Genomic DNA, 16,729 nt, shown 5'->3' on the forward strand with positions numbered 1-16,729 from the left:
CTCTGCTGCGATTGGCCCAAGACTTACAGATGGGCGTGGAAGACCTTCATCAACTCGGCCTTGTCCTCGAAGCCGATCCCCGGCATGGCTGGTATTGCCACATAACCATTCTCGACCGGCGTGGAATCGGCGAAACCGCCGAAGGGTGCAAAGACACGCGGGTAGGATTCATTGCCGCCTAACTTGAGGCCGGCAGCAATATTGAGCGCAAACTGATGCCCACCATGGGGAATGCATTGGCGTGTCGACCAGCCGCGAGTATGCAATTCGTCCAGCATGCGCAGGTATTCCACCAACCCGTACGAAAGCACCGGATCCATCTGCAGGATGTCGCGATCGGGACGCATGCCACCATGGCGCAACAAGTTACGCACGTCCTGGTGGGAGAACAGATTTTCCCCCGTGGCAGTCGGGCCGGCATAGTGCTCGCATAGCTGGCGCTGCAGAGCGTAGTCGAGCGGATCGCCCGCCTCCTCGTACCAGCGCACCCCATAGGGGGCCAGACCATCGGCGAAATCCAGCGTGGCCCGCAGGTCGAAACGGCCATTGGCATCCACCGCCAGGCGCGACGCTTCGCCCACGACCTCGAGCGCCGCCTCGATACGCGGCAAGTCTTCTTCCAACGGCACGCCGCCGATTTTCATCTTGGTGGCCACATAGCCCATCTCCAGGTAATCGCGCATCTCCTCCTGCAGCCCCTGGATTTCTTTACCGGGATGGTAATAGCCGCCGGCGGCGTAGACCGAGACGCGGCGATCCACCTCACCGTCCCCGAAGCGTTCGGCCAATAACTGCGCCAATGGCTTGTTCTCGACCTTGGCCACGACGTCCCAGATCGCCATGTCGAGGACACCCACCGCCACCGAGCGTTCGCCGTGACCGCCCGGTTTCTCGTTGGCCATCAGCGTCGCCCAGACCTTGAATGGATCGAGGTTGCGGCCGCTGTCATCGAGAAGCGACGCCGGGTCCGCCTCCCTCAGACGCGGCAAGAAACGTTCCCGAAGCAAGCCACTCTGGGCATAGCGGCCGTTCGAGTTGAAGCCATACCCCACAACCTGCCGGCCATCGACCTTGGCGTCGGTGTAGATCGCCAGGATGGAGACATCCATCTTGGCGAATGAAATGTAGGCATTAGCGATATCGGACGCGATCGAGACTCGCGCTTCCTTGATGTCGGTGATTCGCATGCTTTCTCCTTGTCTTGAAGCCATCGTCGTTCTTGAACGATTACGACCAGATACCGGACGGTAGCCTAACGCTCAGGACTTCCGTAAAGGCCAGATAAAAAGCCCCAATCAGCACCGCAACGACCGGTACCCACTGAACCAGGCGACGCACTGGTACCGGCCCCTCGATATGCGCCAGGTACCAGGTCAAGCCGAAGAAAACGATGGCCGTCGCGACCAGAAATCCCAGTAGGTCGATGGCATACCACCAAACAAACAGCACGACGATCATGATCACCAGGCGTCGTGGATCACCTTCGATTTCCACCTGACGCGCCGCCGGTTTGATAAACGCCTTGACGATCAGCGCCAGTGACAACGCGACCATGATCACCAAGATGGCGCGGGGGAAGATGATGCTCAGCCGGCCCATGCCTTCGCGCGGCAACCACAGAACGGCGGCAAATAGCAGACCAAAGAGCCCTGCGGCGAAGTCGGTGTTGAGTCGCAGGGTCATGATGTCTTCTCCTCGTCCGAGTCGACCTTGGCCATGCGTCCACTACGTTCCAGCCATCCCGGCAGCAGGGTCGTCGCGACACTCAAAACCACCAGGCAAGCAAGAACGATGGATAGCGGATTAGCCACCAGCCGCAACCAGGGAATCGGGTCCACGACCGCCACCAGCATGGTCTGCACATAGCCCTTCTCGGCAATAACGCCAAGAATCATGCCCAGAACGATGGGCGCCGCCTGGATACCGATCAGGCGCAGGAAATACCCCACAGTGCCCAGCAGTAGCATGATGAACACGTCGGTCATGCTGTTGCGCAGTGCATAGGTCCCCAAAATGGTGACCATGGCGATGCTCGGCAGCAGGAAGTAAAACGGCGTCTTGACCACGACACGATGAATCAAGCGCCCACCCAACAGGCCAACCGGCAGCAGGAACATGGCCGCGAAGCCCATCGAGAGGATGAAGCCATTGGTCAACACACCGGTTTCGGTGAACAGGTCAAGCCCCGGGCGCAGGCCATGCATGAGCAGCACCCCGAGGATGATGGCATCCGGTGGCGCGCCGGGAATGCCCAGGGTCAGCAGCGGTACCATGCTGCCCGCTACCATGACGTTGTTACTCGATTCAGACGCGATCACGCCATCGACATTGCCCTTACCGAACGACGACGGATCCTTCGAGAAACGGCGGGCTTCGTTATAGGCCACCAAACTGGTGACGTTGCCGCCCGCCCCTGGGATGATGGCGATAATTTGACCAATGATGCAGGAACGAATCAGATTGATGGGCTTGCCGAAAATATGCCTGCCCATGCGCCCGATGGCCGCTCCCGCGCCGCCCTGCAACTTGCCGCTTTCCGGTAAAGCGCCCCGCCCTTGGGCCGCCATCGAGATCAGCTCAGGGATGACGAACAGTCCGATCAAAGCGACGATCAACTCGATACCGCCCTGTAGCGCAGGAATGCCAAAGATGAAGCGGGTTTCACCACCGATCGGCGAAACCCCGATGGTGCTCAACAACATGCCAATGCAACCGCCGAGCAATCCCTTGAGCAGCGAACCGCTCGACAGGCTGGCCACCAGGGTCAGACCCAGCAATGCCACCCAGAACATCTCGGCTGGCCCAAACACTACGGCGAGTCTCGCCAACGGTGGTGCCAGCAACAAAAGAAACGCCACCCCGATGATGCCGCCGACCACCGAGGCAATGGTCGCGGCGGCCAGGGCTTCGTAGGCACGCCCTTGGCGCGCCATGGGATAACCATCGAATGTCGTGGCGATGGATGACGGAGTGCCGGGCGTATTGATCAGGATGGCGGTAAAGGCGCCGCCATAAATGGCGCCCATGTAGACCGCCCCCAGCGCCATCAAGCCTTGCAAGGGCGACATCGTGAAGGTGAACGGCAATAACACGGCCAATGCCATGGTCGCCGTCAACCCCGGCAACGCGCCGATAAACAACCCCGCCGTGACGCCCGCCAGAATCGTGACGAGCCCCTCGAGCGTCAGGATCGAGAATAAAGCTTCCAGTAACATGTCCATGAGCCAACTCCACTAAATGCAGGATGGGTCGCTGCAGATGAACGGCCAGCACCCGGCCCTGCGCCAAGAAGGATCGCAGGGGCGGGTGACGCATCACGTCGCGTTATTGGTTGGCTTTGGCTTCTTCGAGGATCGGCTGATAGGCCGTCTTGAGTTGCTGTATGACCTCATCCACTTCGCCATCGGTGATATCGGTCATGACGAAGCCGAGCGGCTCCTGCTTTTCGGCGATGCGCTTATTGGTTTCGGCGAACGCCTCTTCCAGGGTGTTGACGATATCGTCCGGGGTGCCCTTAGGCACGGCGACGCCGCGATAGGCACCGCCGACGATGTCATAGCCCAATTCCTTGAACGTCGGTACGTCGGGTAGCGCGGGCACGCGCTCTTCCGAGGCCACGGCCAGGACACGTGCATTGTCCTGCATCTGCACACCGAGCATCGAATAGTTGAAGATGCCCGACACATGGTTCCCTTGTACTGCCGCCGGCAACGGCCCCGTACCGGTAAAAGGAATGTAAGTCACATCGATGCCCGCTTCACGCTCCAGACGCAAGGCACCCAAGTGGTTGGCACTGAACGTCCCACTTCCACCCAGCGTTACCGCCTGGGGATTTTCCTTGGCGTACTTCACCAGGTCATCGAGCGTCTCGAACTGGCTATCCTTGGGGACGATCAAGGCATTGGGCGTGGTGTGGAAAAAGGTCACGATCTTCCAGTTGTCTGTCTCGTAACCGGCATTCTCACGCATGATGGGCTGAGCGATGATGTGTGGAATATTAACGCCAATCATCTCGTAACCCGTCGGCTCGGCATTATTCTGGAACTCGCTCCAGCCAACGGCGCCACCACCCCCTGGGCGGTGATTGACGTTGACATCGACCCCCAAGATCTCTTCCAAATGCGGCTCTTGGAAACGCGCGGTGACGTCGGACTCGCCACCCGGATCAAACGGAATTGTATAAGTAATGGGTTGTTCGGGGTACTCGGCGAAGGCGATGCCGGGCATGCCCAGGGCAGCCATCAGGGTTAGCGAGCCTACCCAACGTGTCGTGGCGAGTGTCATTGGCGTACTCCTTGGTCTTCTTGTGGTCTGGCGACGTTCTCCGCTCGATTGTTCTTGTCACCGTCATGGCGGAGAGAATGAAACGTCATACGCATTCCGTGTCGGGGAAATGCATACCGCACCTTTGAAGCTAGCCAACTTGTAAAATCTGTCCACTCACAAGAGATAGACCTTAGTCGGGTCAAGCAGGTAAAACACATTCCCACACAAAGCACCCAACTAAATATAAATTAAAAACAATAACTTACTTAAAATGCATTCTTTTCAAAACAAGCAAGCGCACACCGGCCGAGTTGTTTTAAATGAACATGGAAATCCTGCTAACCCTCGAACACGCGAAGGCGTGAGTTACCGATGTGCTCGCGCATCTGTTGGCAGGCCAGTTCGGCATCGCCTGCTCTAATGGCCTGAAAAATCCGCACATGTTCTTCTTGAACTTCCGGCAAGTGCTGCCCAGGACGGCGTAGACCAAGGTTGCGCGCCAAGTTCTGGCCGAAATTGATTTGTGCCTTGAGCGACAGGAGGGTATCGGTGAAAAACCGATTGTTGGTGGCATTGGCAACCGCGAGGTGAAAGCCGAAGTCCGCATCTACCCCGAGTTCACCCACTTGGATACACACTTCCAAGCGCTGTAGCGCCTTCTCGATCTCCTTGAGCGCCGACGTCGAGGCATATTGAGTGGCCGCGCGTGCCGACTCCCCCTCGAGCGCCGCTCGAAACTCGAAACAACGCTGCATGTCCGCCAGACTGTCCAGCGGAGCGAAGTCCAGCATGGCACGGTCTGGGCGGCGCATTACGTAACTCCCCGCCCCCCGCTGCGACCTCACCAAGCCGTCTTCCCTGAGCCGTGATAACGCCTGGCGCACGATGGGTCGCGAGACTTGGTTCATTTCGGCCAGTTTGGCCTCGGAAGGTAGCCGATGACCTTCGTCGTACTCGCCCTGAAGAATACGCTCGACGATAACGCCATAGACCTTGTCACTGAGCCGCGCAGGACCCGCACGCGAGTCCGCGCCCCCCGCGTGATAAAAGCCCCCGCGCCGTTCGGAGTGAGAATCGTGTGTCATTGACGGGCCCATGGATAAAACATACCCGCTCAACCTAACGCATTTCGAGGCGCCTGTGGATTATGCGAGAGGCCAACAGGCGCCATCGTTCATCACGCCAGCCCGAACATCAATCCATCCATGCGCGCGCGTTACGGAAAAGGCGCATCCAGGCGCCGTCTTCCTGCCATTCGGCGGGACACCAAGAGTTGGTGACCGCCCGCGCTACCCGCTCGGGGTGCGGCATCATGATGGTCACGCAGCCATCCGGTGTGGTCAGCCCGGTGATCCCCGCGGATGAGCCATTGGGGTTGGCGGGATAGCGCGTGGTGACCTGGCCATAGTTGTCCACGTAGCGCATGGCGATCTGATCGCTGGTCTGCATGCTGCGTAAATGGCCACTATCGCGGAACTCGGCGCGCCCTTCACCGTGCGCCACGGCGATCGGCAGCCGCGAGCCTTCCATCCCGGCGAGCAAGATCGAAGGGCTCTTCTCGACCTGCACCATGCTCACGCGTGCCTCGAACTGCTCGGACTCGTTGCGTACGAAGCGCGGCCAGTTCTCGGCGCCGGGAATCAGCGATTTGAGCTGCGAAAGCATCTGGCAACCGTTGCACACGCCTAGCGAGAAGCTGTCTTCACGCTGAAAGAAGCCCTCGAAGGCATCACGGACGCGGCTATTGAAGAGCACTGACTTGGCCCAGCCGCCGCCAGCGCCGAGCACGTCGCCGTACGAGAAACCGCCACAGGCGATCAGCCCTTTCATTGTTTCCAGATCGACGCGGCCCTCGAGGATGTCACTCATATGCACGTCGATGGCCGCGAAACCCGCACGGTCGAAGGCCGCCGCCATCTCGACATGGCCGTTAACGCCCTGCTCGCGCAGCACCGCCACGCGCGGCTTCTCGCCACGCCCGACATAGGGCGCGGTAATGTCCTCATCGACATCGAAGCTAGGCTGCGCCGAAAGGCCCGGATCGCGCAGATCGAGCAAGGCGTCGAATTCGGACTTCGCGCAGTCCGGATTGTCACGCAGCGCCTGCATGCGGTAGCTGGTTTCGGTCCAGGTACGCTGCGCGATGGCCCGCGTGGTTTCCAGAAGCGGCTCCTCGAAGAGCGTGACACGCACCTGATCGTCGTAGCGAGGCCGGGCGACCACGCCGCTGGTTTCGAGTCCTGCGGCAGCGAGCTGGGCGAGCACGAACTCGGTATCGCGGCGGTTGATCTGAATCACCGCACCTAGCTCTTCGGCGAACAAGGCATCGAAGGCTTCATAAGCGTCGTCGATCAACCAGTCGAGCTTGATTTCCAGCCCACCGCGTGCGGCGAAGGCCATCTCCAGCAACGTCACCAGCAAGCCGCCGTCGCTGCGGTCATGATAAGCGAGCAGCTTGCCATCGGCGTTGAGGCCTTGAATGACGGCGAAGAAAGCCTTGAGGTCCTCGGCGTCTTCGAGATCGGGACACACGTCGCCGACCTGACCATACACCTGCGCCAATGCCGACCCGCCGAGACGATTCTGACCGCGCCCCAGGTCGATCAGGATCAGATCGCTTTCGTCCTGATCCAGCCGCAGCTGCGGGGTCAGGGTACGCCGGGCATCGGTGACCGGCGCGAAACCGGTGATATCCAGCGTCAGCGGCGCGGTGACGCTTTTCTCCTCGTCATCGGATTGCCACGCGGTACGCATGGACATCGAGTCCTTGCCCACCGGAATGGCGATGCCAAGCGCCGGACAGAGTTCCATACCCACGGCATGCACGGCATCGAACAATGCCTGATTCTCGCCGACATGCTCGGCGGCACTCATCCAGTTGGCAGAGAGCTTGACGTCGGAAAGCTTGGCAATCGGCGCCGCGGCCAGGTTAGTGATCGTCTCGGCCACCGCCAAGCGCGCGCTGGCCGCCGGGTCGATCAACGCTACCGGCGGACGCTCGCCGAGCGCCATGGCCTCGCCCGCATGCGTGTCGAAACTCGCCGTGGTCACCGCGCAGTCGGCCACCGGTACCTGCCAGGGGCCGACCATCTGATCGCGCGCCACCATCCCCGTGATCGAGCGGTCGCCTATGGTGATCAAGAAACTCTTGGAGGCCACCGTCGGCAGGCGTAGCACACGATCCAGCGCCTCGCGCAGGTCGAGATTGTCTAGCCCCAGCCCCGGCATGACCAGTGAATGGCGCTCGAAGGAGCGCGTCATCTTGGGCGGCTTGCCGAATAGCACGCTCATCGGGAGATCAACGGGACGCGTGTCGAAATGTCCGTCACGAACGTCCAAATGGTGCGCCTCGGTGGCTTCGCCGACCACCGCATAAAGGCAGCGTTCACGCGAACACAGCGCATCGAACGCCTCGAGATCGTCCGGCGCCACAGCCAGCACATAGCGCTCCTGGGCCTCGCTGCACCAGATGGCCAACGGGCTCATGCCAGGCTCGGCATTGGGCACATCGCGTAACTCGAAACGTCCACCGCGACCGCCATCCTTGACCAGTTCCGGCAAGGCGTTGGAAAGCCCGCCGGCACCCACGTCGTGGATGAAACACAGCGGGTTGTCATCGCCCAGAGCCCAGCAGCGGTCGATGACCTCCTGGGCACGGCGTTCCATTTCCGGGTTATCACGCTGCACGGAGGCGAAGTCGAGATCTTCACTAGAAGCACCCGAGGCCATGCTCGACGCCGCGCCACCGCCAAGGCCGATCAGCATCGCCGGGCCGCCCATCACGATCAGCTTGGCACCGACCGGAATCTCGCCCTTGGCGACATGGCCCTCGCGAATATTGCCGTAGCCGCCGGCCAGCATCACCGGCTTGTGGTAGCCGCGCCGTTCGATGCCGCCGGCACCCACTGCGTCCTGTTCGAAAGTGCGGAAGAAACCGGCCAGGTTGGGGCGGCCGAATTCGTTGTTGAACGACGCGCCACCGACGGGCGCTTTCAGCATGATCTCGAGCGCCGACTGAATGCGCGCAGGCTTGCCGTAATCGAAGGCTTCCCAGGGCTGCACGAATTCGGGGATACGCAGGTTGGAGACCGCAAACCCGGTCAGCCCGGCCTTGGGCTTGCCGCCAACGCCCGTGGCACCTTCATCACGAATCTCGCCGCCGGCGCCGGTCGCGGCACCAGGATGCGGCGCTATAGCCGTCGGGTGGTTGTGGGTTTCCACCTTCATCAGGATGTGAATTGGCTCCTGATGAGCCGCGTAGCTGGCCCGCGTCGCTTCGGGCGCGTTGATGTTCGTCGTTCGCGCGGTTTCGGGCGCGTTAAGCAGTGGCGCGGCGAAGAAGCGTCCGGCCTCGGTGCCACGAATCACGGCGGCGTTATCGCTATAGGCGGAAAGGATACCGTCGCTGGAACACGCATGGGTGTTCTTGATCATCTTGAACAGCGAATGCGGCTGCGCTTCGCCATCGACATGCCAATCGGCATTGAAGATCTTATGCCGGCAATGCTCGGAATTGGCCTGCGCGAACATCATCAGTTCGACATCGGTGGGATTGCGATCGAGCCCTTGGAAGGCATCGAGCAAGTAGTCGATCTCATCCTCGGCCAGCGCCAACCCCAAGGCATCATTGGCCTCGACCAGGGCGGCACGGCCACCGCCGAGCACGTCGACACGCCCCAGCGGCGCCGGCTCGTGGCGCTCGAAGAGCTTGGCTGCGTCGCTCGCGTTGGACAGCACCGTTTCCGTCATCGGATCGTGAAGCGCCGCTACCAGGCTCGCGAAGGCCGACTCGTCGAGCGAACCTTTGAGCGTCACACGGTAAGCAATGCCGCGCTCGATCCGGCGTACCTGCGTCAAGCCGCAGTTGTGGGCGATATCGGTGGCCTTCGATGACCACGGCGATAGCGTGCCCAGACGCGGCACGACCAACAACAGATGCCCTTCGTGATCGGCATTTCCACCATCACGAACGGGACCGTAGCTCAGCAGCTGCGCCAGCACCTCTTGTGCCGCGTCATCGAGCGCCTCTTGGTGATCGACGAAATGAACGTAATCAGCATGCAGCGCCTCGACCTCGGGCACGGCATCACGTAACGCAGCTAGCAGCTTGGCATGACGGAAGGCGGAAAGGGCGGGCGCTCCTCGCAGTTCGAGCATGTCGAATGGGCCTCTGGGACAGCAAGTAGACGATGCCGCGGGCGGCGGCCAATGAGCGATCATGATACTGGAAAAGGCCTCGACGGGCGAAGACGCCTTCACGCCCTCGCCCATTGCGTGGAATAGCCGCCAGGTGACACAAGGCGCAACGCCCGCTAAGGTGGCCTCTCTCATCGCTGACTCGAATTGGCATGCTCGATGCTCTCTTACGCTACATGCAGCCAGCCGCGACCACACTCGTCGCGCTGCTGGCGCTACTGATTTCCGACGGCCGCACGCTCTCAGTTCGGGACGCCGCGCTGTCGGAGGTCTTCTCGCGTGATTTCATCCAGGTATTCACCCGCAATACGCCGTCGACCTATTACGAAGGGCGCCACGGCCCGACGGGGTTCGAATACGAGCTGGTAAGGCAATTCGCCGAGGCGCTGGACGTCAGTCTATCGATCGATAGCCAGGGCAGCATCGGCGAGGTACTCAGTGCCGTGCGCGATGGTCGTGCCGACATCGGCGCCGCCACCCTGGCGCTCGATCCCGCCGAACCCGGCGTGAATTACACGCGCCCGATCATGTCGATGCAGCCCATGGTCATTTATCACCATGGCATCACCCCACCCAAGACACCGGAAGATCTTCTGGGGCTGGATATCGCCGCGCTGCGTGGCTCGGGAACCGGCCACGCGCTGCGCGATCTGCAGGAATCCCTCCCCAAGTTGACGTGGCGGGAAACCGACGAGCTGGAAGTCACCGACCTCATCGAAATGGTCGAGAATGGCGAACTCGATGCCGCCGTCGTCTATGCCCATCAGTTCAAGCTCAATCGGTTGTTCTTTCCCGACGTCGAGAGCGGCTTTCCTCTGGGCGAGCCGCAAAGCCTCGTGTGGGCGCTCCCCAAGAACAGCGGCGTGGCACTTCTGCGAGCCGCCAACCAGTTTATCGCGCGTCTTAGAGAGCACGGAGACTTGGCGGATTTGATCGCACGCTACTTCGGTCATGACAACTACCTCGAGTACGTGGGGGCGAGCCTTTTCATCCGTCATGCCCAAAATCGCCTGCCGCGCTATGAAGATGCTTTCAAGCAAGCGGCGCGCGATTCCGGCTTCGACTGGAAACTGTTGGCTGCCCTGGGCTACCAGGAATCGCACTGGAAACCACGCGCGACCTCGCCGACCGGCGTTCGCGGTCTGATGATGCTGACTAACGCCACCGCCGCCGAGGTGGGCGTGAGCAACCGGCTCGACCCCGAACAGAGCATCGAGGGCGGTGCCATCTACCTCGGCCATGTGAAGGGTCGCCTGCAGGAAGAGATCACCGAGCCGGACCGCACCTGGATGGCGCTTGCCGCCTACAACGTCGGCCTGGGACACCTCTACGATGCTCAGAAGATCGCCGAGATGCAGGGCGGCGACCCTTACAACTGGGCAGACGTACGCAAGGCATTACCCCTGCTACAGAAGCGAAAGTGGTACAGCAAGGTCCATCACGGCTACGCGCGTGGCGGCGAGCCGGTGATTTACGTGCGCAATATTCGTCGATATTACGAAATTCTCAACTATGTGGATCGCAGTCGGCGCCAATTTCACCAGCTCGGCGAACGCAACGATCCGATGCTCCAGGGAACGCCTTTCGACACCGTCCCCCCGGTGCTCTAACTCACTCGCGCCGCGCGGCAAAAAAGGCTTGCAGAAGTCGCGTCGCACGCGTGGCCAGCAGCCCGCCTTCCACTTGGACACGATGATTGAACCACGGTTGGGCAAACAAGTTGGCCCGTGACTCGACCATGCCGCTCTTGGGCTCGGCAGCGCCGTACACGACCCGAGCCACGCGCGCATGGATGATAGCCCCGGCGCACATCATGCAAGGTTCCAAGGTAACGAAGAGCGTGCAGCTATCCAGCCGATAGTTACCCAGATGGGCGGCGGCATCACGCAAGGCACGCACCTCGGCATGGCCACTCGGGTCGTGGCACGACACCGGAGCATTGAAGCTCGCCCCCACGATCTCGCCACTAGGCTCGACCACCACCGCGCCCACCGGCACCTCGCCTGCCTCCAACCCCATGCGCGCTTGATCCAGCGCACGGTGCATGTAGAAGGTATCGCTGCGCATGACAGGGGCACTCCGGTATGCTGGTAGAATTGGAACAGTCGTATGAAAACGAGCCATCAGAAGGATGCCGGCATGACGCAACCACTCGCCACTCTCGTCGATCTATTGGGTCTGGAATCCTTGGAGGAGGACCTGTTTCGCGGTCGTAGCCAGGATCTCGGCCTTCCTCAGTTGTTTGGCGGCCAGGTGCTCGGCCAAGCGCTTTCCGCCGCCACTCGCACGGTCGATGCGGCGCGCCGCGCCCACTCGTTGCACGGCTACTTTCTACGCCCCGGCGACGCCAAACGCTCGGTAGTGTATCAGGTCGATCGCGTACGCGACGGTGGGAGTTTCACGACCCGGCGTGTCAGCGCCATCCAGAACGGCAAGACCATTTTCTTCTGCAGCGCCTCGTTTCAGGGCGAGGAACCAGGCTTTGGCCATCAGCGCGAGATGCCCGACCTCGAGTCACCCCAGACGCTGCTCGAAGCCGGCGCCGAGGTACAGCGCTTCGACGGCCATCCCATCGAGTTCCTGCATTTCCCGGATACCACCACCGACATGCCGCGCAAGCGCCTGTGGTTCCGCCTCGCTGGCGAACTGCCCGAGGACGCCTCACTGCATCGCTATCTGCTTGCCTATAGCTCCGATTTCAACCTGCTGACCACCAGCCTGGTCTCGCACGACACCTTTTTCGGCGACCCGCGGCTGCAGATCGCGAGTCTCGATCATGCCCTGTGGTTCCACGACGACGTGACCATCAACGACTGGCTGCTGTATGACATGGAAAGCCCGTGGGCCGGAGGAGCACGCGGATTCGCGCGCGGCAGCGTCTACGACCGGACCGGACGGCTGGTCGCATCGGTGGCGCAAGAAGGGCTGACGCGTCTGCGAGACTGAGCGACGCGTGTCGCGGCGTCTATCTGCATGGCGAGCATGATGCTACCGACATAATAAACGATTAATATAAGCCACGACCCGGTATCGACGACACCCAAGCGATATAGTCACCACTTCAAGAGTGGCGCGGCATAGCGTGATACACGCCTATTCCTGCCAGTCGCTGCGGTACCGGTATCGCCCGACCCAAGCTCGGGGATCATCAATGAATACAAGGGAACACCATGTTACGACGTATCTCACTTGCCTGCGTGATGGCTGGCAGCGTGCTGCTGTCGGGTTGCGGGCAAGACTCGGCAGACGCACCGCTGGCGCATGTTCCGGCTGATACCCCCTTTCTCTTCGCCAATCTCGACACCCTCGACGACGCGACTCTCGATGCCGCGCTGGCGTCATCGAATGCCTCACTCGCGCAACAGCGTGTCGACTTGCGCCAATTCGCAGAGGAACTGCGCCACGACGGCGAGGCCGAGTCCCTCGCCAATGTGCTCGATGCACTCGCCGAGGAACTTGCCGACAAATCGGACTATCAGCAGGTCGCTAAACAGATCGGCGTCGACTTGGGGGGCCGCAGCGCGCTCTATGGTCTGGGCCTGAGCCCCGTATTACGCCTTAGCATCAGCGATGCCGAGCGTTACCAGGCTTTCCTGCAACGTCTTGCCGATGCTGCCGGCCGGCCGCTGGAAACCCATACGCAGGGCGAGCTCAAATACCGCCAGGCACGCCTCGGCGAGGCACCGCTGCAACTTCTGAGCGCCGTTCATGACGGCCAGGCAGTGCTAGCAATGGCCCCCACCGACCTGGATGACGACGCTCTTCAGCAACTGCTAGGCACGCGTCTGCCCGACAACAGCGTGCAGGATACTCAGCGGCTCAGCGAGTTGGCCGACGCCAAAGGCTACCTGCCCTACGGGCTGGGCTATGTCGATACGACACGCTTGGCGACCTTGCTCACCGGCAGCCAAGATCCCATGATCCAGTCCTTTCGCGCATTCGCCGAGCAGACGCAAGGCCAGGCCCCAGAGCCGGTTTCGGCGAGCTGCCGCAAGGACGCGGCGCGCCTAGCCTCACGCATGCCTCGACTAAGCGCCGGTTACACCACGCTCGACGCCGAACGCACCGAGCAACGCGTCGATGTGGCATTGGCCGAGGATATTGCCGCCCCGTTTGCCTCGCTCACGTCCACGCTGCCGGGCCTGGGCAAGGACTCGCTCGAGTCTCCCTTCGACCTAGCAATCGCGCTGCCCATGAACGATCTGCGCGATCTGCTGACCCAACAGATCCAGCACGTACGCACCACACCGTTCGACTGCCCGGCGCTTGCCGAACTCAACAACGACCTGGACGAACTCGGCCGTCAGGCCAACATGCTGGCCATGCCTCCCTTAGGTAGCCTGCGCGGTATGCGACTGGTGATCGATGAGTTCGCGATGCCCGAAGACAGCAGTCAGCCCGCCATCAAGGTCTCCCTGCTGGTCGCCTCCAACGACCCCGACGGCCTCCTGGCGATCGGTCAGAGCATGCTGCCCGGACTGGCAACACTCTCGCTTTCCGGAGACGGCGAACCCCAAGCGCTGCCGCCACAACTCACCGCGATGCTTGGCGACACGCCGGCCTGGCTGGCCATGACAGACAAGGCACTCGGCGTAGCCACGGGCCAAGGCGAGCAGGCAACGCTCAAGACCCTGCTGCAGGACGAAACCGGCGAGGCGGGCGAGCTGATGCACCTCAAGCTTTCCGGTGACATATACGCCAAGTGGCTTCAGTTGGCCGACACTTTCGGCAACCTCGCGGGCAACGACGCCGCCGCAATCGAGGAGCAGCTCGATGCCATGCGGAACCAGTTCGAGCGCATCGACAACGTTGTAATACGCATGCGCATGGAAGACGACGGCCTGGTCATCGACAACCGTATCGACTGGCAGCAGTAACGCCACTTGCCCAGAGCGCCCGAAGGCGTTCTGGTGCCCTTACGGCATCACCACTCATGACCCATTCTGCGACCTGCCAGAAACGAAAAAGGCGCGGGGCATAGCCCGCGCCTGACACGATCACTGGGTAAGCCGTCGCGGCTTGCTCAGCCGTTCTTCATCGATGCCATGTCGATGACGAAGCGATAACGCACGTCGCCTTTCTGCATGCGATCCCAGGCCTCATTGATATTCTGGATATCGATCATCTCGACATCGCAGGTGATGCCCTTCTCGGCGCAGAAATCCAGCAGTTCTTGCGTCTCGGGAATCCCGCCGATCAGCGAACCGGCCAGCACACGGCGCCGGAAGATCAGGTTGGCGCCTGCCACGCCGGGCTCCAATGGCTGCATCTGGCCGACCAGGATGTGCGTGCCGTCGTACTTCAAGGCCTGCAGGTACGGATTCAGGTCGTGCTCGTTCGGCACGGTATCGAGCATGAAGTCGAAGGTCTCGGTGACCGCCGCCATCTGCTCCTCATCGGTGGAGACCACCACGTGATCGGCGCCGTTGGACTTGGCCTCGGCAATCTTGCTCTCGGAACGCGTGAACAGCGTGACCTCGGCACCCAGCGCCTGGGCCAGCTTGACCCCCATGTGACCGAGACCACCCATGCCGATTACGCCGACCTTATGGCCCGGCTTGACGCCATAATGCCTGAGCGGTGAATAGGTGGTGATACCGGCGCACAGCAGCGGCGCGGCGGATTTAAGATCGATGCCTTCCGGCATGCGCAGCACGAAACGCTCGCTGACCGTGACCCGGTCGGAATAGCCGCCCTGGGTCAGGCTGCCGTCGTGGCGATCGGGGCTGCCGTAGGTCATGGTGAAACCTTCGGCACAATACTGCTCCAGACCATCGCCGCACGCCTGGCAATGACGGCAAGAATCGACCATGCACCCCACGCCGACCACGTCGCCTTCCTTGAAGTTGGCGACCTCGCTGCCGACGGATGTGACGCGGCCGACGATCTCGTGGCCCGGTACGATCGGATACTGCGCCATCCCCCAGTCGTCGCGTGCAAAATGCAGATCACTGTGGCAAACGCCGCAGTAAAGAATCTCGATAGCGACATCATCCGGGCGCGGTTCGCGACGCTCGAAGGCAAATGGCTCGAGTGCCGACTCCGCAGAGTGCATTGCATAGCCCGTAGCTTGTGGCATAGCGAATATCCTATAACTGGTGAGTGCAACCGCGTACCGGCTCGGCGAATTGCCCAGCCTGGGTCGCGAACACCGACATTGTGGGCGCCGTCGGCGATTTCCTCCATGCCCGATTCTGTGTGATATTTGCCCAGAGCTCTTGTATCGCCTCCTGAATCGCCGAGTAGGCGGTATTTTTCATGCACGATGTTATTCTTATGAGCGTTCGTCATTGCCGAGGAGCCACCCCATGACCCACCCACTGCCCTCTCACTTGACCGCCGTCGGGGCCAGCGCCGAGTCTGCCTCGGAGACCCGGCTGGCTGCGCGCTTGGCGCCGCTGACGACTCGGGATGGCTTCACGTCCACCACACTGCCCGGCGTACAACTGATCGCCTCGCATTGCGGCCACCCGCGCACGCCCCTCATGTACGAGCCCAGCCTGGTAATCATCGTCCAGGGCAACAAGACCGGGTATCTCGGCGAACGCATCATTCATTACGGTGCCGGCCACTATCTGATCCAGGCCATGCCGCTCCCGTTCGAGTGCGAAACCCACGCTTCCGATACCAAGCCTTTGCTAGGCTTATCGGTGAGCCTCGATATGGCCATGCTCAGCGACTTGGTAGCGCGCCTGCCCTCGACGACGTCCACGCGCATGCCCGCGCCCATGGCCGCCGTATCCATGGACGCCGACATGGAAGAAAACGTGTCACGGCTCATCGATTGCCTCGCCGACCCCGATCAAGCCGCCGCGCTAGGCGATGGGCGCATCCGCGAAGTCCTGTTCACCGCGTTGCGTGGGCCGCAGGGAGCCTCGTTGCGTCAGCTGGTCGCCTACCATGGCCAATATTCGCGCATCGCCGAGGCGCTGACTTTCCTGCATCGTCACTACACCCAGACCCTGAACGTTGATGCACTCGCGCAACGCGTCAACATGAGCGCCTCGCATTTCCATCATCACTTCAAGCGCACCACACAGCTCGCGCCGATGCAGTACCTCAAGCGCCTGCGCCTGCTCAAGGCGCGCGCCCTGCTCACCCAGCAAGGGCACCAGGTCGCGCAGGCGGCCACTCAGGTGGGTTATCAAAGTGCGTCGCAGTTCAGCCGCGATTACAAACGCTATTTCGGTCGCAGCCCGCTGGAGGATCGACAGCGCGCCACACCGGCCGCTTCCTAGGCGAAGGACGCATGCAAATAGCGACTTAC

The 16,729-nt window shown here is 61.5% G+C and carries 12 protein-coding genes; 4 read left to right on the top strand and 8 right to left on the bottom strand.

What is annotated here, in order from left to right:
• Positions 1-23 precede the first annotated feature (23 nt).
• The 6 genes from OP494_RS15655 to purL form a co-directional block, all read right to left on the bottom strand.
• Positions 24-1,187 (bottom strand): mandelate racemase/muconate lactonizing enzyme family protein, encoded by a 1,164-nt coding sequence (locus OP494_RS15655; RefSeq protein WP_280542186.1) that lies wholly within the window; start codon positions 1,185-1,187, stop codon positions 24-26.
• Positions 1,188-1,227: 40 nt separating this feature from the next.
• On the bottom strand, positions 1,228-1,683 hold the full coding sequence (locus tag OP494_RS15660; RefSeq protein WP_280542188.1) for a tripartite tricarboxylate transporter TctB family protein: 456 nt from the start codon (positions 1,681-1,683) through the stop codon (positions 1,228-1,230).
• The gene (locus tag OP494_RS15665) at positions 1,680-3,221 is read right to left on the bottom strand and encodes a tripartite tricarboxylate transporter permease (protein ID WP_280542190.1); all 1,542 of its coding nucleotides are present in this window, start codon (positions 3,219-3,221) and stop codon (positions 1,680-1,682) included. Before OP494_RS15665 ends, OP494_RS15660 begins: the two co-directional genes overlap by 4 nt.
• A gap of 103 nt (positions 3,222-3,324) precedes the next feature.
• Positions 3,325-4,284: a tripartite tricarboxylate transporter substrate binding protein gene (locus tag OP494_RS15670; RefSeq protein WP_280542195.1), complete on the bottom strand. Its 960-nt coding sequence runs from the start codon at positions 4,282-4,284 to the stop codon at positions 3,325-3,327.
• A gap of 320 nt (positions 4,285-4,604) precedes the next feature.
• Positions 4,605-5,351: a FadR/GntR family transcriptional regulator gene (locus tag OP494_RS15675; protein ID WP_280542197.1), complete on the bottom strand. Its 747-nt coding sequence runs from the start codon at positions 5,349-5,351 to the stop codon at positions 4,605-4,607.
• A gap of 109 nt (positions 5,352-5,460) precedes the next feature.
• Positions 5,461-9,423: a phosphoribosylformylglycinamidine synthase gene (gene purL, locus OP494_RS15680; RefSeq protein WP_280542198.1), complete on the bottom strand. Its 3,963-nt coding sequence runs from the start codon at positions 9,421-9,423 to the stop codon at positions 5,461-5,463.
• 191 nt (positions 9,424-9,614) lie between these two features.
• Between purL and mltF the strand changes: the two genes are divergently transcribed.
• Complete coding sequence (gene mltF, locus OP494_RS15685) at positions 9,615-11,072, top strand: membrane-bound lytic murein transglycosylase MltF (protein ID WP_280542204.1); 1,458 nt, start codon at positions 9,615-9,617, stop codon at positions 11,070-11,072.
• 1 nt (position 11,073) lies between these two features.
• Here the strand turns inward: mltF and tadA are convergent, their stop codons facing one another.
• Positions 11,074-11,529: a tRNA adenosine(34) deaminase TadA gene (gene tadA / locus OP494_RS15690; protein ID WP_040244625.1), complete on the bottom strand. Its 456-nt coding sequence runs from the start codon at positions 11,527-11,529 to the stop codon at positions 11,074-11,076.
• Positions 11,530-11,601: 72 nt separating this feature from the next.
• On the opposite strand from tadA, the gene OP494_RS15695 reads away from it, so the two are divergent.
• Both OP494_RS15695 and OP494_RS15700 read left to right on the top strand, forming a co-directional pair.
• Complete coding sequence (locus tag OP494_RS15695) at positions 11,602-12,408, top strand: acyl-CoA thioesterase II (protein ID WP_280542206.1); 807 nt, start codon at positions 11,602-11,604, stop codon at positions 12,406-12,408.
• Between the two features lie 224 nt (positions 12,409-12,632).
• Positions 12,633-14,339 carry a hypothetical protein gene (locus OP494_RS15700; RefSeq protein ID WP_280542207.1) on the top strand — a complete coding sequence of 569 codons (1,707 nt, stop codon included), beginning with the start codon at positions 12,633-12,635 and terminating at the stop codon, positions 14,337-14,339.
• A gap of 146 nt (positions 14,340-14,485) precedes the next feature.
• Here OP494_RS15700 and OP494_RS15705 read toward each other — a convergent pair whose 3' ends face one another.
• On the bottom strand, positions 14,486-15,541 hold the full coding sequence (locus OP494_RS15705; RefSeq protein WP_280542209.1) for an NAD(P)-dependent alcohol dehydrogenase: 1,056 nt from the start codon (positions 15,539-15,541) through the stop codon (positions 14,486-14,488).
• A gap of 229 nt (positions 15,542-15,770) precedes the next feature.
• Here OP494_RS15705 and OP494_RS15710 point away from each other — a divergent pair, with 229 nt between their 5' ends.
• Entirely contained in the window at positions 15,771-16,700 is a 930-nt protein-coding gene (locus tag OP494_RS15710; protein WP_280542211.1) for an AraC family transcriptional regulator, read from the top strand.
• The last annotated feature ends 29 nt before the right edge of the window (positions 16,701-16,729 follow it).

This window comes from Chromohalobacter sp. 11-W, from assembly GCF_029889905.1.
Classification (GTDB): Bacteria; Pseudomonadota; Gammaproteobacteria; order Pseudomonadales; family Halomonadaceae; genus Chromohalobacter.

Coding starts and splice junctions, on each gene's coding strand:
- tadA (WP_040244625.1), bottom strand. CDS start 11,529: ATGCGCAGCGATACCTTCTACATGCACCGTGCGCTGGATCAAGCGCGC.
- OP494_RS15675 (WP_280542197.1), bottom strand. CDS start 5,351: ATGACACACGATTCTCACTCCGAACGGCGCGGGGGCTTTTATCACGCG.
- OP494_RS15710 (WP_280542211.1), top strand. CDS start 15,771: ATGACCCACCCACTGCCCTCTCACTTGACCGCCGTCGGGGCCAGCGCC.
- OP494_RS15665 (WP_280542190.1), bottom strand. CDS start 3,221: ATGGACATGTTACTGGAAGCTTTATTCTCGATCCTGACGCTCGAGGGG.
- OP494_RS15655 (WP_280542186.1), bottom strand. CDS start 1,187: ATGCGAATCACCGACATCAAGGAAGCGCGAGTCTCGATCGCGTCCGAT.
- purL (WP_280542198.1), bottom strand. CDS start 9,423: ATGCTCGAACTGCGAGGAGCGCCCGCCCTTTCCGCCTTCCGTCATGCC.
- OP494_RS15670 (WP_280542195.1), bottom strand. CDS start 4,284: ATGACACTCGCCACGACACGTTGGGTAGGCTCGCTAACCCTGATGGCT.
- OP494_RS15700 (WP_280542207.1), top strand. CDS start 12,633: ATGTTACGACGTATCTCACTTGCCTGCGTGATGGCTGGCAGCGTGCTG.
- OP494_RS15660 (WP_280542188.1), bottom strand. CDS start 1,683: ATGACCCTGCGACTCAACACCGACTTCGCCGCAGGGCTCTTTGGTCTG.
- mltF (WP_280542204.1), top strand. CDS start 9,615: ATGCTCGATGCTCTCTTACGCTACATGCAGCCAGCCGCGACCACACTC.
- OP494_RS15695 (WP_280542206.1), top strand. CDS start 11,602: ATGACGCAACCACTCGCCACTCTCGTCGATCTATTGGGTCTGGAATCC.
- OP494_RS15705 (WP_280542209.1), bottom strand. CDS start 15,541: ATGCCACAAGCTACGGGCTATGCAATGCACTCTGCGGAGTCGGCACTC.